Annotated in this window: 13 protein-coding genes; 4 read left to right on the forward strand and 9 right to left on the reverse strand. The window is 72.3% G+C overall.

Going from position 1 to position 16,070, the window contains the following annotated elements; genetic code table 11:
- Positions 1–68 precede the first annotated feature (68 nt).
- Positions 69–2,714 carry an SCO5717 family growth-regulating ATPase gene (locus ACIRPT_RS29390; RefSeq protein WP_403832489.1) on the forward strand — a complete coding sequence of 882 codons (2,646 nt, stop codon included), beginning with the start codon at positions 69–71 and terminating at the stop codon, positions 2,712–2,714.
- Positions 2,715–2,795: 81 nt separating this feature from the next.
- Here the strand turns inward: ACIRPT_RS29390 and ACIRPT_RS29395 are convergent, their stop codons facing one another.
- The 8 genes from ACIRPT_RS29395 to rimP all read right to left on the reverse strand — a co-directional run bounded on the left by ACIRPT_RS29395 (position 2,796) and on the right by rimP (position 11,992).
- Positions 2,796–3,743, reverse strand: a complete 948-nt coding sequence (locus ACIRPT_RS29395) for a bifunctional riboflavin kinase/FAD synthetase (RefSeq protein ID WP_403832491.1) — start codon at positions 3,741–3,743, stop codon at positions 2,796–2,798.
- 1,072 nt (positions 3,744–4,815) lie between these two features.
- A complete protein-coding gene (truB, locus tag ACIRPT_RS29400) occupies positions 4,816–5,754 on the reverse strand; it encodes a tRNA pseudouridine(55) synthase TruB (RefSeq protein WP_403832494.1) in 939 nt (312 codons plus the stop codon).
- On the reverse strand, positions 5,751–6,215 hold the full coding sequence (gene rbfA / locus ACIRPT_RS29405) for a 30S ribosome-binding factor RbfA (RefSeq protein ID WP_403832496.1): 465 nt from the start codon (positions 6,213–6,215) through the stop codon (positions 5,751–5,753). The genes truB and rbfA overlap by 4 nt, the downstream gene beginning before the upstream one ends.
- Positions 6,216–6,279: 64 nt before the next feature.
- Positions 6,280–6,573, reverse strand: coding sequence for a DUF503 domain-containing protein (locus ACIRPT_RS29410; RefSeq protein WP_400070076.1), 294 nt, complete (start codon positions 6,571–6,573; stop codon positions 6,280–6,282).
- Between the two features lie 191 nt (positions 6,574–6,764).
- The gene (infB, locus tag ACIRPT_RS29415; RefSeq protein WP_403832498.1) at positions 6,765–9,863 is read right to left on the reverse strand and encodes a translation initiation factor IF-2; all 3,099 of its coding nucleotides are present in this window, start codon (positions 9,861–9,863) and stop codon (positions 6,765–6,767) included.
- Positions 9,864–10,056: 193 nt separating this feature from the next.
- Positions 10,057–10,335, reverse strand: coding sequence for a YlxR family protein (locus tag ACIRPT_RS29420; RefSeq protein ID WP_403512906.1), 279 nt, complete (start codon positions 10,333–10,335; stop codon positions 10,057–10,059).
- 122 nt (positions 10,336–10,457) lie between these two features.
- On the reverse strand, positions 10,458–11,450 hold the full coding sequence (gene nusA, locus ACIRPT_RS29425) for a transcription termination factor NusA (RefSeq protein ID WP_400070073.1): 993 nt from the start codon (positions 11,448–11,450) through the stop codon (positions 10,458–10,460).
- Positions 11,451–11,452: 2 nt separating this feature from the next.
- Positions 11,453–11,992, reverse strand: a complete 540-nt coding sequence (gene rimP / locus ACIRPT_RS29430) for a ribosome maturation factor RimP (RefSeq protein ID WP_403832502.1) — start codon at positions 11,990–11,992, stop codon at positions 11,453–11,455.
- Between the two features lie 118 nt (positions 11,993–12,110).
- Here rimP and ACIRPT_RS29435 point away from each other — a divergent pair, with 118 nt between their 5' ends.
- Genes ACIRPT_RS29435 through ACIRPT_RS29445 form a run of 3 tightly spaced genes read left to right on the forward strand, consistent with a single transcriptional unit; the run spans position 12,111 to position 14,211 of the window.
- Positions 12,111–12,692, forward strand: coding sequence for a hypothetical protein (locus ACIRPT_RS29435; RefSeq protein WP_403832505.1), 582 nt, complete (start codon positions 12,111–12,113; stop codon positions 12,690–12,692).
- A 50-nt stretch (positions 12,693–12,742) separates the two neighbouring features.
- On the forward strand, positions 12,743–13,252 hold the full coding sequence (locus tag ACIRPT_RS29440; RefSeq protein ID WP_403832762.1) for a ferritin-like domain-containing protein: 510 nt from the start codon (positions 12,743–12,745) through the stop codon (positions 13,250–13,252).
- A gap of 47 nt (positions 13,253–13,299) precedes the next feature.
- A complete protein-coding gene (locus tag ACIRPT_RS29445) occupies positions 13,300–14,211 on the forward strand; it encodes an aminoglycoside phosphotransferase family protein (protein WP_403832507.1) in 912 nt (303 codons plus the stop codon).
- A 109-nt stretch (positions 14,212–14,320) separates the two neighbouring features.
- Here the strand turns inward: ACIRPT_RS29445 and ACIRPT_RS29450 are convergent, their stop codons facing one another.
- Positions 14,321–16,030 carry a proline--tRNA ligase gene (locus ACIRPT_RS29450; protein ID WP_403832510.1) on the reverse strand — a complete coding sequence of 570 codons (1,710 nt, stop codon included), beginning with the start codon at positions 16,028–16,030 and terminating at the stop codon, positions 14,321–14,323.
- Positions 16,031–16,070 lie beyond the last annotated feature (40 nt).

Raw genomic sequence — 16,070 nt, forward strand, 5'->3', positions numbered from 1 at the left:
ATCCGATCGATCCGCCTGTATCCGGTCCTGCCGTTCAGGTGCGTTGCAGCAGTAGACCAGGAGGCACAGTGAGGGACCAGGAGGCTTTCCGTCCGGACGGGAACGATCCTGACGATGACCAGTCCGAGTTCGATCTGACCGGCGAATTCAAGATCGATTTCACCGCCCCGGCCTGGTACGCGAGCAACGACACCAGCGGAGGCGCCCCCGCGCAGCCTCCTGCTGCCACGCCTGCGCCCGCACCCGTCACTCCGCCCAACGGGGGCCCGCCGCCCACCGGGCAGCCGCTGCAGGGGCCCGCGCAGGGCGCCCCGGGTGCGCCGGCGCCGATGACCCCGCCCGCGGAGGCCGCGCCGCCCGGGTTCCCGATGCTGCGCCCCAACGAGACCGGCGGCGACGCACCGGCCGCGCAGACTCCCCCGCCCGGGCAGCAGGCGCCCGCGGAGGCGCCGGAGGCAACGGCCGCGGCGCCGTCCGGAGATTCCGGCGACGGCAAGATCCGTTCGGGCGGTGTCGATCCCTCGGCCTCGCTCTGGGACGACGACGAGGACGACGACGAGCCGGCCGAGGAGGCCGCCCCGGCGGCCGGGTCCGAGGCGCCGGCCGCGCAGCCGGAGGCCGCTCCCGCGTCGCAGACGGCCGAGCAGCCCGCTCCGGCCGAGGGCCAGGACGCAGCGCCCGCACAGACACCGCAGGCCGCACAGGTTCAGCCGCAGCAGGGCGTGCCGGCGCAGGCGCAGCCTCCGCAGGACGTCGCGCAGCAGGCGGTTCCGCAGCAGGGTGTGGCGCCGCAGAGTGCTCCCCAGCAGGGCGTACCGCAGCAGGGCGCACCCTGGGGTGCCGCCCCGGACGGTCAGCAGCAGGGCGGGCTGCCGCCGCTGCCGCCGGAGTTCCCGCCGGCGGACCCGCGCATGGCGCAGGCCCAGCAGCAGGCACCGCAGCAGCAGGCCCCACAGGCCCAGCAGCAGCCGCAGCCCCAGCAGCAGGCACCCGCCCAGCAGCAGCCGCAGCAGGCGCCGCAGCAGCCCCAGGCCGGGTACCAGCAGCAGGCCCCACAGCAGCCGCAGCCCCAGCAGCAGGCTTACCAACAGCAGCAGGGTCAGCCCGCCTACGGCTATCCGCAGCCCGCGTACGGCTACCCCCAGCAGGCCCAGCAGCAGGCGCCGCAGCAGCCTCAGCAGCAGCACCCCAACGCGGCCGCGCAGCAGGGCGCTTATGGCTACCCGCAGCAGGGCGCCCAGGGCTACCCGCAGCAGGGCCAGCAGCAGCCGCAGGCGGCGCCCGGTTACGACCAACAGCAGGCCCAGCTTCAGGCCCAGCAGGCACAGCAAGCACAGATGCAGGCCCAGCAAGCGCAACAGGCCCAGCAGGCCCAGCAACAGGCCCAGCAGGCCCAGTCGTTCCCCGGCCAGCAGGGCGCCGACCCGAACGCCGCGGTGAACTACGCGCAGTACTCGCAGCCGGGCCAGCAGCAGCCGCAGCAGCGGGCCGCTCCCGGCGCGCCGCTGGGCTACAGCGCCGCCGTCGAGCTGTCCTCCGACCGGCTGCTGCGCAACCAGCCCAAGAAGCGCAAGCCGGGTGCCAACGCCCAGCCGTCGAAGTTCAAGCTGGGCGCGAAGAAGGAAGAGGCGGAGCGCCAGCAGAAGCTGGCACTGATCCGTACGCCGGTGATGTCCTGCTACCGGATCGCGGTGATCAGCCTCAAGGGCGGCGTCGGCAAGACGACGACCACCACGGCGCTGGGCTCCACCCTCGCGTCCGAGCGGCAGGACAAGATCCTGGCGATCGACGCCAACCCGGACGCCGGCACGCTCGGCCGACGGGTGCGCCGCGAGACCGGTGCGACCATCCGCGACCTGGTGCGCGAGATCCCGAACCTGCACAGCTACATGGACATCCGCCGGTTCACCTCGCAGTCCCCCTCGGGTCTGGAGATCCTCGCCAACGACGTCGACCCGGCCGTCTCGACGACCTTCAACGACCAGGACTACCGGCGGGCGATCGACGTCCTGGGCAGGCAGTACCCGATCATCCTCACGGACTCCGGTACGGGTCTGCTCTACAGCGCGATGCGCGGGGTCCTCGACCTCGCCGACCAGTTGATCATCATCTCCACCCCGTCCGTGGACGGTGCGTCCAGCGCCAGCACGACGCTGGACTGGCTGTCCGCGCACGGCTACGCCGACCTGGTGCAGCGCGGTATCACGGTCATCTCCGGTGTGCGCGAGACCGGCAAGATGATCAAGATCGAGGACATCGTGTCGCACTTCGAGACCCGGTGCCGCGGTGTGGTCGTCGTCCCCTTCGACGAGCATCTCGCGGCCGGTGCCGAGGTCGATCTCGACATGATGCGGCCCAAGACCCGCGAGGCGTATTTCCACCTCTCCGCCATGGTGGCCGAGGACTTCGCGCGGCTGCAGCAGGGGCAGGGGATGTACCCCCAGCAGCAGATGGGCGGCGATCCCTACGCCCAGCAGCAGTACCAGCAGCAGTACCCCCAGCAGGGGCAGCCCCAGCAAGGGCAGCAGCCCCAGCAGGGCCAGCCGCAGCAGCAGGGCCAGCCCGCCCAGCCGCCCGCCGGTTACCCGCCGCAGCAGGGTGGCTGGACCCAGCAGGCCGCCCAGCCACCGGCCGGCTGGCAGCAGCAACAGCCCGCTCCGGACGCGCCGTTGCCGGACGGCGGCGGGTGGACGCAGCAGCCGCCTCCGCAGTGAGCGGGGCGTAGGCAGTACGGGCAGGGGCCCCGCACATGGTGCGGGGCCCCTGCCCGTACTGCCTGTGGCGCGTGATCCTCGTCAGGACGACGCGGCGATCAGCCCCCGCGCCTGCTTCACATCGATCGCCATCCGCTCCAGCAGGGCGTCGAGGGTGTCGAACTTCTCCTGGCCGCGGATGTACGCGAGGAAGTCCACGGCGACGTGCAGGCCGTACAGGTCCAGGCCGACGCGGTCGATGGCGTACGCCTCGACCGTGCGCACCTTGCCGTCGAACTGCGGGTTGGTGCCGACCGAGATCGCCGCCGGCATCGCCTCGCCCTCGACGTGCAGCAGGCCCGCGTAGACGCCGTCGGCCGGGATGGCGGTGTGCGGCAGGGTCTCCACGTTGGCCGTCGGGAAGCCCATCTCGCGGCCGCGCTGGGCGCCGCGTACGACGATGCCCTCGACGCGGTGCGGGCGCCCCAGGACCTCCATCGCGCCCGCCACATCGCCCGCGGCGACCAGGCGCCGGGTGAGCGTGGAGGAGAACGCCTCGCCGCCGCCCGCCACGCCCCGCTCGAAGAGGTCGATGACCTCCACGGTGTAGTCGTAGGTGGCGCCGAGTTCGGTGAGGGTGGCGACCGTGCCGCTCGCCTTGTGCCCGAAGCGGAAATTGGGGCCCTCGACGACGACCTGCGCGTGCAGCTTGTCGACCAGGACCTTGACCACGAAGTCGGCCGGCGCCAGCTTCGAGAATTCCTTGGTGAAGGGGAGGATCAGTACGGCGTCCACGCCCAGCTCGGCCATCAGCTCCGCACGCCGGTGGTGCGGCGCGAGCAGCGGCGGGTGGGTGCCGGGCCGTACGACCTCGCTCGGATGCGGGTCGAAGGTGACGACTACCGCGGGCACGCCCAGCTCACGAGCGCGCGCAACGGCCTTCCCGATGATCAATTGGTGGCCGCGGTGCACACCGTCGTACGAGCCGATGGTGACGACGCTGCGTCCCCAGCCCTCGGGGATGTCCTCCAAGCCACGCCAGCGCTGCACTGTGCCCGCTCCTCGCCCGTACCCTTGTCCGTCCACTGCGCCATTTCGCCATGACACAGGTCTAAGACTGCCATGCCGGGGGCAGCGGTTCGCGCGAAGGGTGCCCCGCTGGGCCTCGGGGCCGGTTTCCGGGCGAGGGCGGCCTGGTGGAGCGGGGGGGGGGCGGCCGTCCTCGCCGGCGTCGCACGGGGCGAGCGCGGGCGGAAGCCCCGGCCGCGGTGCCCCGGCCTCCCGGGCCGCGGGTCGTGCACCCTGCGGTGGCCTGTGCGGCGGCCGCCGCCATGGTGGCGGCGACAGGAACTCCCGTGCCGGATACGGGAGTTGTGGGTGTGCAGGGCTCATGGGGATCGCGGGAGGGGCACGGGGCTCCTTGGACGCGGGCGTACCGGCCGGATGGACGCGTGCACGGGCCGGGCGCCCCGGCGGAGGGGTCCGGGGCGGCGGGAGCGGTGTCCTGCCCCGTACGGACGGTTCCCTGCCCGTCCGCGGGTCCCGCGCCCGCGCTTCGGCGCCGGATCCGGCGGCCGGCCGAACGTGCGCCCCCGTGCGCGCCTTGATTCACTCCGCGCGCCGCGCCGAGTGAGTGAATCACCGCGGCGCGCTGGACAGAGACAAGGCGAGGGGGATGGTGGAGCGCGGGCCGACGCTCGCCCGGCCGGGCGGCCCGCGTTCCACCACCTTCCCCCCCCGCCCAACGCATCGCGACGGTCGCCGCACACCCTCGGGACACCGCAGCGGCCAGCGCCGCTCCCTGGCCCGGCACCGGATCGCGCCGTACGGCCAACCGGCCGCGCCGACCGGGTTCTTCGTAGCTTCCCGACGCGCACCGATCCCCGGCAGGAGGCCCCAGGCGAGCCGGGACGACGGGGGACGGCGCACGACGCCGAGGACCTCGTCCGAAGGCCGGAGCGGGCCGCACAGGCCGCCGCACCGGGAGACGGACGCCCTGGCCGAACGGCCCGGCCTCGCCAAGAGCGGCCGCCCGGAGCCCTGGGCGTCGGGAGAACGCCGATGGCCGGCCCCGGCGCGCATGCCACGCGCCGGAACCGGCCACCGGTGAGTGCCGTCGGCGTCAGCCGAACACGGCCAGGCTCTTCGCCTTCCCGCCCTGGTTCTCCACCAGCGCCAGGAACGTGCCGTCCGGCCCGAACGCGGCCACCGGACCGCCGCCCTCGAAGCGCGGGATCGGGATCCGGGCGCCGTTCATCAGCAGCCGCGCCTGCGTCTCGGGGACGTCCCAGCGGGTGAACGCCGCGTCCGCCGCCTCGCCGATCGGCATGACCGGCAGTCCCGGGCCCTCGGTGTCGTCCACCGCCGTCTGCAGCTGCTCCAGCGTGCGCGCCCGGTCCAGCTTGTACGGGCCCACCCGGGTACGGCGCAGCGCCGTCAGATGGCCGCCGACGCCGAGCCCGGCGCCCAGGTCACGGGCGAGCGCGCGGATGTACGTACCGGAGGAGCACTCGACGGAGACCAGCAGATCGGTCACCGGGGTGCCGTCCTCCGCCTCCGTCTCGCTGACCGAATACACCACGAACGAGGAGACGGTCACCGGCCGGGCCGGGATCTCCACGTCCTCGCCGTCCCGGACCCGCGAGTAGGACCGCTTGCCGTCGATCTTGATGGCGCTGACCTTCGACGGGATCTGCATGATCGCGCCGGACAGCTGGGCCACCCCGGCGTCGATGTCCTCCCGGGCGATGCCGTGCGCCGCCTTGGACGCGGTGATCTCGCCCTCGGCGTCGTCGGTGACGGTCGTCTGGCCGAGCCGGATCGTGCCGACGTACTCCTTCTCCGTCAGCGCGAGGTGACCGAGAAGCTTCGTGGCCCGCTCGATGCCGAGGACGAGCACGCCCGTGGCCATCGGGTCGAGCGTGCCGGCGTGCCCGACCCGGCGGGTGCGGGCCATACCGCGCATCTTCGCCACGACGTCGTGCGAGGTGAAACCGGCCGGCTTGTCGACGATGACAAGACCCGCCGGTCGCCCGCCACCACCCTTGCTCTCACGCTTCATTCTGCGGCTCGGCCCTCGTCGTCCGCCTCGTCAGCGTCTTCGCCCGGCTTGCGGTACGGGTCGGCCTCGCCGGCGTACTGGGCGCCCGAGGACACCTCGCGCACCTGGGCGTCGGAGGCCCGCGCCTTGTCCAGGAGATCCTCGATGGTCTTGGCGTTCTCCGGCAGGGCGTCCGGCACGAACGCCAGGGTCGGCGTGAACTTCGTGCCGGCCGCGGCGCCCACCGCGGAGCGCAGGATGCCCTTGGCGCTCTCCAGGCCGGCGGCCGCGCTGGCGCGCTCCTCGTCGTCCCCGTAGACCGTGTAGAAGACCGTCGCCTCCCGCAGGTCGCCGGTGACCCGGGTGTCCGTGATGGTCACATGCGTACCGAGCCGCGGGTCCTTGATACCGCGCTGCAGCTTCTGGGCGACCACCTCCCGGATGAGGTCCGCCAGCTTCTTCGCCCGCGCATTGTCGGCCACTGGTCCGTCTCCTTCTTGTCTTCCACAATTGTGCTTCCACCGGCGGCGACCTGCCCGGTCGGGGTCAGTCGTCGTCGCCGTGCAGCCGTCGGCGTACCGACAGCAGCTCCACTTCGGGCCGCGCGGCGACGAGGCGCTCGCAGCGGTCCATGACATCGGTGAGATGCCCGGCGTCCCCGGACACCACCGCCAGGCCGATCAGGGCCCTGCGGTGCAGATCCTGGTCCCCGACCTCCGCGACGCTCACCGCGAACTTGCGGTGCAGCTCGGCGACGATCGGACGGACGACGGAGCGCTTCTCCTTCAGCGACCGAACGTCGCCGAGAAGCAGGTCAAAGGACAGTGTCCCTACGTACATGCAAGACGGGTCAAGCCACCCGTGGGGCCTTAGGTGTACGAGTCCTTGGAACCGTACGAGTCCCTGGAACCGTACACGGAACGGCCGGGGCCGATCGACGGATTTTCGTCCGCCGACCGGCCCCAGCGCCCGCCCGCCGCCCGGCCGCCATCTCTGGTGGCCGGGCTACGCGCAGACAGCGATCCACGTGATCAGCCGCGCGGCTTCTCGCGCATCTCGTACGTCGCGATGACGTCGTCGATCTTGATGTCGTTGAAGTTTCCGAGGTTGATACCGCCCTCGAAGCCTTCGCGGATCTCGGTGACGTCGTCCTTGAAGCGGCGCAGACCCTGGATGTTGAGGTCCTCCGCGACCACCTTGCCGTCGCGGATGAGGCGCGCCTTGGTGTTGCGCTTGACCTCGCCGGAGCGGATGAGCACACCCGCGATGTTGCCGAGCTTGGACGAGCGGAAGATCTCGCGGATCTCCGCGGTACCGAGCTCGACCTCCTCGTACTCCGGCTTGAGCATGCCCTTGAGGGCCGCCTCGATCTCCTCGATCGCCTGGTAGATGACCGAGTAGTACCGGACGTCGACGCCCTCGCGGTCGGCCATCTGCGTGGCACGGCCTTCGGCGCGCACGTTGAAGCCGATGACGATCGCGTCGGAGCCGGACGCCAGGTTGATGTCGGACTCCGTGACCGCACCGACGCCGCGGTGCAGGACGCGGATGTCGACCTCTTCGCCGACGTCGAGCTGGAGCAGCGAGGACTCCAGGGCCTCGACGGAACCAGAAGCGTCACCCTTGATGATGAGGTTGAGCTGCTGGACCTCGCCGGCCTTGAGCACCTTGTCGAGGTCCTCGAGGGACACCCGGCGGGTGCGCTTGGCGAAGGCTGCGTTGCGCTCGCGCGCCGCGCGCTTCTCGGCGATCTGACGGGCCGTACGGTCCTCGTCGACGACCAGGAAGTTGTCGCCGGCACCCGGGACGTTGGTCAGACCCAGGACCAGGACGGGGGTCGAGGGACCCGCTTCCTCGACGTGGTTGCCCTTGTCGTCGAGCATCGCCCGGACGCGGCCGTAGGCGTCGCCGACGACCATCGTCTCGCCGACGCGCAGCGTGCCGCGCTGGACCAGGACGGTCGCCACGGCGCCGCGGCCACGGTCGAGGTGAGCCTCGATCGCGATGCCCTGCGCGTCCTGCTCCGCGTTGGCGCGCAGGTCGAGCGAGGCGTCGGCGGTCAGGACGACGGCCTCGAGCAGCTGGTCGATGTTCAGACCCTCACGGGCGGAGATGTCGACGAACATCGTGTCGCCGCCGTACTCCTCGGCCACCAGACCGAACTCGGTGAGCTGGCCGCGCACCTTGGTCGGGTCGGCGCCCTCGACGTCGATCTTGTTGACCGCGACCACGATCGGCACGTCGGCCGCCTTGGCGTGGTTCAGCGCCTCGATCGTCTGCGGCATGACACCGTCGTTGGCCGCCACCACGAGGATCGCGATGTCGGTCGACTTGGCACCACGGGCACGCATGGCGGTGAACGCCTCGTGACCCGGGGTGTCGATGAAGGTGATCCGACGCTCTTCGTCGTTGACCTCGGTCGCGACCTGGTAGGCACCGATGTGCTGAGTGATGCCGCCGGCCTCGCCCGCGATGACGTTCGTCTTGCGGATCGCGTCGAGCAGCCGGGTCTTACCGTGGTCGACGTGACCCATGACGGTCACCACCGGCGGACGGGAGACGAGCATCTCCTCGCCGCCTTCGTTCTCGCCGAACTCGATGTCGAAGGACTCGAGCAGCTCGCGGTCCTCCTCCTCCGGGCTGACGATCTCGACGACGTAGTTCATCTCGTCGGCGAGCAGCTGCAGCGTCTCGTCGGAGACGGACTGGGTCGCGGTGACCATCTCGCCCAGGTTCAGCATGACCTGGACCAGCGACGCCGGGTTGGCGTTGATCTTCTCCGCGAAGTCCGTCAGCGAGGCACCGCGCGACAGACGAACCGTCGCGCCGTTGCCGCGCGGCAGCATGATGCCGCCGACCGACGGGGCCTGCATGGCCTCGTACTCCTGACGCCTCTGCCGCTTCGACTTACGGCCACGACGCGCGGGACCGCCGGGACGGCCGAACGCACCCTGCGTGCCACCACGGCCACCGGGACCACCCGGACGGCCGGCGAAGCCGGGACGACCGCCGAAGCCGCCGCCACCACCGGGACCGCCGCCACCGGGACGACCGGCGAAGCCGCCGCCGCCACCCGGACGACCGCCGCCGCCACCGCCACCGGGACGACCGGCGAAGCCGCCGCCGCCACCGGGACGACCGCCGCCACCGGGACGACCGGCGCCCGCGGGACCGCGACCGCCGCCGCCACCGGGACCCGGGCGCGGGCCGGCAGCGGGACGCTGCGGCATCATGCCCGGGTTCGGGCGGTTACCGCCGCCGCCGGGACGCGGGGCGCCACCAGGAGCGGCACCCTGCGGACGGGGCATGCCACCGGGGGTCGGACGGGCGCCGCCCTGGCCCTGGGGACGGGGAGCGCCCTGGCCGCCGCCCTGCGGGCGCGGGCCACCGGGGCCACCCTGGCCGCCGGGACGCGGGGCGCCACCGGGACGGGGGGCCTGCGGACGGGCCATGCCCGTGGAGCCACCGGAGGTGAAGGGGTTGTTGCCCGGACGGGGTCCGGACGGACGGGCACCGCCGGGACGGCCGCCCTGGCGGTCGCCACCGGGACGCGGGGCACCGCCACGGCCCTGACCACCCTGCGCGGGCGCCGGACGGGCCGGACGCGGGCCGGGAGTGGCACCGGGACGGGGAGCCGAGGAGCCGGCTGCGGGAGCGGCCGGCGCGGACGGCGGAGCCTGGAACTCGGGCTGCGCGGGGGCGGCCGGAGCGGGCTTGGGCGCCGGCGCCTTGGGGGCCGGCGTGGGCCGCGGACCCGGGGTGGGGCCGGCGGCGGGGGTGCTGCTCTTGGGCGCTACGGGGGTCACCGGCGCCTCGGGGGCGGCCGGGGCCGGAGCCGCGGGGCCCGGCTTGGGGGCGCCCGGCTTGGGCGCAGCAGGACGTGCCGCCTGCGCCGGAGAGGGCGCCGACGGCTTCGCGGGGGCCGACTTGCGCGGCGCCGCGGGCTTACCGGCGGCGCGGCCGTTGCCGCTGCCTGCCTGGAAAGCGTCGGTCAGCTTGCGAACAACCGGCGCCTCGATCGTCGAGGACGCCGAACGGACGAATTCACCAAGTTCTTGGAGCTTGGCCATGACGACCTTGCTCTCAACGCCGAACTCCTTGGCGAGTTCGTATACCCGGACCTTAGCCACTTCGCTCCTTCTAGGTCCGGGTTGTCTACCGGACCGTCGCTACTTCATGGGCGTACTCATCGCGTACTCATCGAGTGCTCATCGCAATCTCGACCTACTTCCGACTCGCGAGGTACCTGACCGCACGGTTTTTCCGTGCGCTGTGCGTTCTTGCTGTGCTTTTACCGCTGTGCGTTATTGCCATAACGGCTGCTCAGGGCGCTTCCCGCTCGACGGTCCGACGCAATTCCGTCGTGTCGAACGGCCCAGGGCCCCGAAAAGCCCGGGAAAACGCCCGGCGGCGAACCGCCAGATCGAGGCAGACCAGTGTCGGGTGCACATAAGCACCCCGGCCGGGCAGCGTACCGCGCCGATCAGGGGTGCACTCACCCTCGATCGCCACGATGCGCAGCAAATCGCCCTTGGCCGCTCGCTCCCGGCACCCCAGACAAGTGCGCTCAGGGCATGCGCGGGCATGCGTCCGGCCAGACACCGCTTAAGTCTACCTCCCCGCGCCGACCTCACCCCGATGGGGTAATGCCCGAACGCCTGCTCAATAATCCCGACGGCTGCCGCGACACCCCTACGAGGGAGCCGCGGCGCCAACGGCTCGATTCAGTCCTGCGGAGCCTGCTGCTCCGTATCCGGCCGGATGTCGATCCGCCACCCGGTCAGCCGGGCCGCAAGCCGGGCATTCTGCCCTTCCTTGCCGATGGCCAGCGACAGCTGGTAGTCGGGAACGGTCACCCGGGCGGACCGGGCCGCCAGATCCACGACCTCGACCTTGCTGACCCGGGCCGGCGACAGCGCGTTCGCCACCAGATCGGCCGGATCGTCCGACCAGTCCACGATGTCGATCTTCTCGCCGTGCAGCTCGGCCATGACGGCGCGCACCCGTCCGCCCATGGGCCCGATGCAGGCGCCCTTGGCGTTCAGGCCGGACCGCGTGGACCGCACCGCGATCTTGGTCCGGTGCCCGGCTTCCCGCGCAATGGCGGCGATCTCCACCGACCCGTCCGCGATCTCGGGAACCTCCATCGCGAACAGCTTCTTCACCAGATTGGGATGCGTACGCGACAGCGTCACCGACGGCCCGCGCACTCCCTTGACCACCCGCACGACATACGACCGCAGCCGCGTCCCGTGCGCGTAGTCCTCACCGGGGACCTGCTCCTGCACCGGCAGCATGGCCTCCATCCGGCCGATGTCGACCAGGACGTTCTTGGGGTCCTTGCCCTGCTGGACGACGCCGGTGATGACATCGCCCTCGCGTCCCGCGAACTCGCCGAAGGTGATCTCCTCCTCGGCGTCCCGCAGCCGCTGCAGAATGACCTGCTTGGCGGTGGTCGCCGCGATCCGCCCGAACCCGGACGGGGTGTCGTCGAACTCGCGGGGCTCGGCGCCCTCCTCGAGATCGGCGGGGTCCTCCTTCGCCCACACCGTGACATGTCCGGTGGCGCGGTCCAGCTCCACCCGCGCCTGCCGGCGGCTGCCGTCGGTGCGGTGGTATGCGATGAGGAGGGCGGACTCGATCGCCTCGACCAGCAGGTCGAACGAGATCTCCTTCTCCCGCACCAGACCCCGCAGGGCGCTCATGTCGATGTCCACGGCTACGCCTCCTCCTTGTTCTCGTTGTTTTCGTCGGTCTCGTCGATCTCGTCGATCTCGTCGGTCTTCTTGCGGCTGAATTCCAGCTCGACCCGCGCCTTGGCGATCTCGTCGAACTCGACCCGCCGCGTGGTGGGCTTCCGCCCCTTCACACCCGGAACCTCGAGATCCAGCCCCGCCTCGTCGACGGACATGATCCGCGCGATGAGCTCGCCGCCCTCGTGCAGCTGGGCCTTGATCAGACGGCCGGTGGCGCGGCGGTAGTGCCGCAGCTCGGTCAGCGGCCGGTCGGCGCCGGGCGAGGTCACCTCGAGGGTGTACGGGGCTCCGCCCATCACATCGGAGGCATCCAGCGCCTGCGAAACCTCGCGGCTCACTGCCGCACAGTCGTCCAACTGGACGCCGTCGTCGGAATCGACCACGATCCTCAGCACGCGCCGCTTGCCTGCGGGGGTCACCTCGATCTCTTCCAGATCCAGGTCTCGCGCGGCGACGAGCGGTTCAAGCAATCCGCGCAGCCTCTCGCTCTGGGTGGTGCTCATCCGGGTGACTCCTCGGCCGCGTGTGCTGTTGTGGGTAGGTCGCGTGTCGGGTCAAAGCCTATCGGTTCCGGCGGGGTACTGACGATTCGGTGGGCGGGCACGGATACTCTCGCCTGCGGTGATCACTACGGAAGACCCCGGGAAGTGGAACGTGCCGAACGTAGCGCTCACGCGCAGAAGGACCCTGCTGGCCGGCGCCGCCCTCGGGGGCGCGGCCCTGCTCACCGCCTGTTCCGAGGATCCCGGCCCCGAACGGGCCGAACGTTCCTCGGAAGCCGACCGCCTGCGCCGCAGCGCCGCCGATGACAGCGCCGCGCTGCTGGCCCGCTATGACGCGACCCTGGCCGCCCACCCCCCACTGGAACCGGCCCTGCGCCCCCTCCGGACCGAAGTCGCCCGCCACGCCAAGGCGTTCGGCGGCGACGACCGCGCCCCCCACCCCGGCAGCACCCCGCCCCGGGACGCACCGCCGCACACCGGCACCGGCGTGTCGGACCGCTCCCCCGCCCCCGCCGGGCACGCCGGCCCGCCGGTGCCCAAGGACGAGAAATCGGCCCGCGCGGAATTGGCCGGCGCGGAACGCAAACTGGCCGACCGGCGCACCAAGGCACTAGCCACCGCCCCACCGGAACTGGCCCGCCTGCTCGCCTCGGTGGCCGCGGCGGGCGCGGCTCACGCATATCTGCTGGCGGGGGCATGACGACACGGCTGCCGGAGACGGACATCGACCAGCGAAGGGGCGCGCGCACCATGACGGGAACCACCCGCGGCAAGGCCGGCGAGAAGACCGCAGACGAGCGGGAACTGGCGGCGGTACAGGCGGCCCTGGCGGCCGAATACGCGGCCGTCTACGGCTACGGCGTGGTCGGCGGCCGCATCTCCCGCGCCCGGCGCAGCGAGGCCCAGGCGGCGTACGACGCCCACCGCGCGCGCCGGGACGCGCTGCGCCGCGGCGTACGGGACCTGGGCGGCCGGCCACCGGCCGCGGCGGCCGCCTACGAGCTGCCCTTCCCGGTCCCGGACGCGGCCGCCGCGGCCCGGCTGGCGGCGGAGCTGGAGGACCGGCTGGCGGCCGTCTACGCGGATCTCGTACGGGCCGCCGAGGGGGCCCGCCGGATGGACGCGGCGGCCGCGCTGCGCGAAGCGGCAGTGCGGGCGGTGCGCTGGCGCGGCAGCGGCGTAGCCTTCCCTGGTCTCGTGGAGCGGGCCTCGGCCGGCGCGCCGTCGAGCTCCGCGAGCGCGCCCCCCAACGCGCTGTGAACGACCGGCCCCCGCGGTCACCGCCCCAGGAAAGGGACAGCTCAGGCATGGCAACGGCACCCATCGAACCGCCGCAGCGGTTGGTGAGTTCGCTGAGCGGCGATCCGGAAAGCCCCGTACGACGGTGGCTCGACGCGCTCCCCACGCTGGTTCAGCGGCAGCTGGAGGCCTGGGATCTGACGCTGGAACGGGTCGACGCCCCCGGTGGCCGCAGCAGTCTGCTGGCACTCGTACACCAAAAGGACGGCACGCCCGCAGCCTTGAAGTTCCCGGTACCGGGCACGGCATCCGCCCACGAGGCAGCGGCGCTGGAGATATGGGACGGCTGGGGTGCCGTACGGCTGCTGCGCGCCGACCACGACAGCGGCGCCCTGCTGCTGGAACGCCTGCGCAGCGCCGTGTCGCTGCGCTCCCTCCCCGAGGCCAAGGCGCTCCTGGAGGCGGCCGGAACGGTCCGCCGCCTGTGGGTGGCGCCGGAAACCGGCCACCCCTTCGTGACGCTGGCCGCGCGTACCGAGGACGATGTGGAGGCGCTGCGGTGGGCCGGCCGGCTCACCAGTGCCGCCGTGCCGCTGGTGGACGAGGCGCTGGAGCTGCGCCGCACGCTGCCCGGGTCGTCCGATGAGGGGTTTCTGCTGCACGGCGCGTTCCGGCAGGGCAAGGTGCTGGCCGGTGAGCGCGCGCCATGGCTGGCGGTCGGCCCCTCGCCCGTGGTGGGGGAGCGGGCGTACGACCTGGCGGGCCTGGTGCTGGACCGCTTCGAGGACCTGCTGGCCGGCTCCGGTGCCGCCGCCGCGGCCCGCCGCCGGGTGGCGAAACTGGCCGACTCCCTGGAGGTGGACCGGGACCGGCTGCGCGCGTGGTCGCTGTACCGCGCGGTGGACACCGGTGTACGGGAGTGGGCGGTGGGCGACCGTCAGCGCGGCGAACTGCTCCTGGAGTTCGCCGCCTGGCTCTAGGGTCCGTCCGACGGGTCAGGGTCGGAAAGGCGGGCCCGGCCATGACCCGGCGGACGGCGGGGAGTCCGGCGGGAACCAGCCGCCGGACTCCCCGTTGTCCCTTCGCGCGTCAGGCGCTGAGGCGGGCCACCGCCTCCTCGACCGTCAGCTCCTCGCGCTCACCGGTCCGGCGGTCCTTGACCTCGACGACGCCCTCACCGGCGCGCCGCCCGGCGACGACGATGGTCGGCACGCCCAGCAGCTCCGCGTCCGTGAACTTCACACCGGGCGAGACCCCGGGCCGGTCGTCGACGAGCACCCGCAGCCCGGCCGCGCCCAGCTGCTCACCGATCTCCAGCGCGAGCTCGGTCTGCTTGGCCTTGCCGGCCGCGACCACGTGCACATCGGCCGGCGCCACCTCGCGCGGCCAGCACAGCCCCGACTCGTCGTGCGTCTGCTCGGCGAGAGCGGCCACCGCACGGGAGACGCCGATGCCGTACGAGCCCATGGTGACCCGGGTCGGCTTGCCGTTCTGCCCCAGGACGTCCAGCTCGAAGGCGTCGGCGTACTTGCGGCCGAGCTGGAAGATGTGGCCGATCTCGATGGCGCGGTCGATCTTCAGCCCGGTGCCGCACTTCGGGCAGGGGTCGCCCGGCTCCACGACGACCACGTCGAGGTAGTCGTCGACCTCGAAGTCGCGCCCGGCGACGACGTTCTTGGCGTGCATGCCCTGCTTGTTGGCGCCGGTGATCCAGGCCGTACCGGGGGCGACCCGCGGGTCGGCGATGTAGCGGAACGCCTTTCCGGCCAGGCCCTGCGGGCCGACATAGCCACGCACCAGGTCGGGGCGGTCGGTGAAGTCCTCGGCGGTGACCAGCTCGACGGTGGCCGGCGCGAGGTGCTCGCCGAGCTTGCCGAGGTCGACCTCGCGGTCACCGGGCACGCCGACCGCGACGATCTCGCCGTCGACCTTGACCAGGAGGTTCTTCAGCGTCGCGGAGGCCGGAACGTTCAGGTGCGCGGCGAGCAGCTCGATGGTGGGCGTCTCCGGGGTGTCCAGCTCCTCGACGGGGCCGTGGGCCGCGCCGTCGACGGGCTCGACCTTGACCGTGACGGCCTCGGTGTTGGCGGCGTAGTCACACGCCGGGCAGTCGACGAAGGTGTCCTCGCCGGCCGCGGCGGGGGCGAGGAACTCCTCGGAGGCGGAGCCGCCCATCGCGCCGGAGACGGCGGAGACGATGCGGTAGTCCAGGCCCAGCCGCGCGAAGATCTTCTCGTACGCCCCGCGGTGCGCCGCGTAGGCCTCCGCCAGCCCCTCGTCGGTGGTGTCGAAGCTGTAGGAGTCCTTCATCTGGAACTCGCGGCCGCGCAGCACACCGGAGCGCGGGCGGGCCTCGTCGCGGTACTTGGTCTGGATCTGGTAGAGGATCACCGGCAGGTCCTTGTAGGACGTGCACTGGTCCTTGACCGTCAGGGTGAAGATCTCCTCGTGGGTGGGGCCGAGGAGGTAGTCCGCGCCCTTGCGGTCCTTGAGGCGGAAGAGGAGGTCGCCGTACTCCTCCCAGCGGCCGCTGGCCTCGTAGGGCTCCTTGGGCAGCAGGGCCGGCAGCAGGACTTCCTGACCGCCGATGGCGTCCATCTCTTCGCGGACGATGCGGGAGACGTTCTCCAGGACCTTCTTGCCGAGCGGCAGCCACGTCCAGATGCCGGCGGAGGAGCGGCGGACGTACCCGGCGCGCACGAGCAGCTTGTGGCTGGCGGTCTCGGCGTCGGCCGGGTCCTCGCGCAGTGTCTTGATCATCAAGCGGGACATGCGCTGGACCTGTGCGGCGTTGGCCATGGGAGTTTCTCCTGCGTAAGAAAGGTGACTCCCAGGAGGT

Source organism: Streptomyces sp. NPDC101227 (genome assembly GCF_044767545.1).
GTDB lineage: Bacteria > Actinomycetota > Actinomycetes > Streptomycetales > Streptomycetaceae > Streptomyces.

What these genes read in the sequence shown, in the direction of transcription:
- rimP (WP_403832502.1), bottom strand. Translation starts at nt 11,992, where the DNA reads ATGAGCACCACCCAGAGCGAGAGGCTGCGCGGATTGCTTGAACCGCTC.
- ACIRPT_RS29440 (WP_403832762.1), top strand. Translation starts at nt 12,743, where the DNA reads ATGACGGGAACCACCCGCGGCAAGGCCGGCGAGAAGACCGCAGACGAG.
- ACIRPT_RS29445 (WP_403832507.1), top strand. Translation starts at nt 13,300, where the DNA reads ATGGCAACGGCACCCATCGAACCGCCGCAGCGGTTGGTGAGTTCGCTG.
- truB (WP_403832494.1), bottom strand. Translation starts at nt 5,754, where the DNA reads ATGAAGCGTGAGAGCAAGGGTGGTGGCGGGCGACCGGCGGGTCTTGTC.
- ACIRPT_RS29410 (WP_400070076.1), bottom strand. Translation starts at nt 6,573, where the DNA reads ATGTACGTAGGGACACTGTCCTTTGACCTGCTTCTCGGCGACGTTCGG.
- ACIRPT_RS29450 (WP_403832510.1), bottom strand. Translation starts at nt 16,030, where the DNA reads ATGGCCAACGCCGCACAGGTCCAGCGCATGTCCCGCTTGATGATCAAG.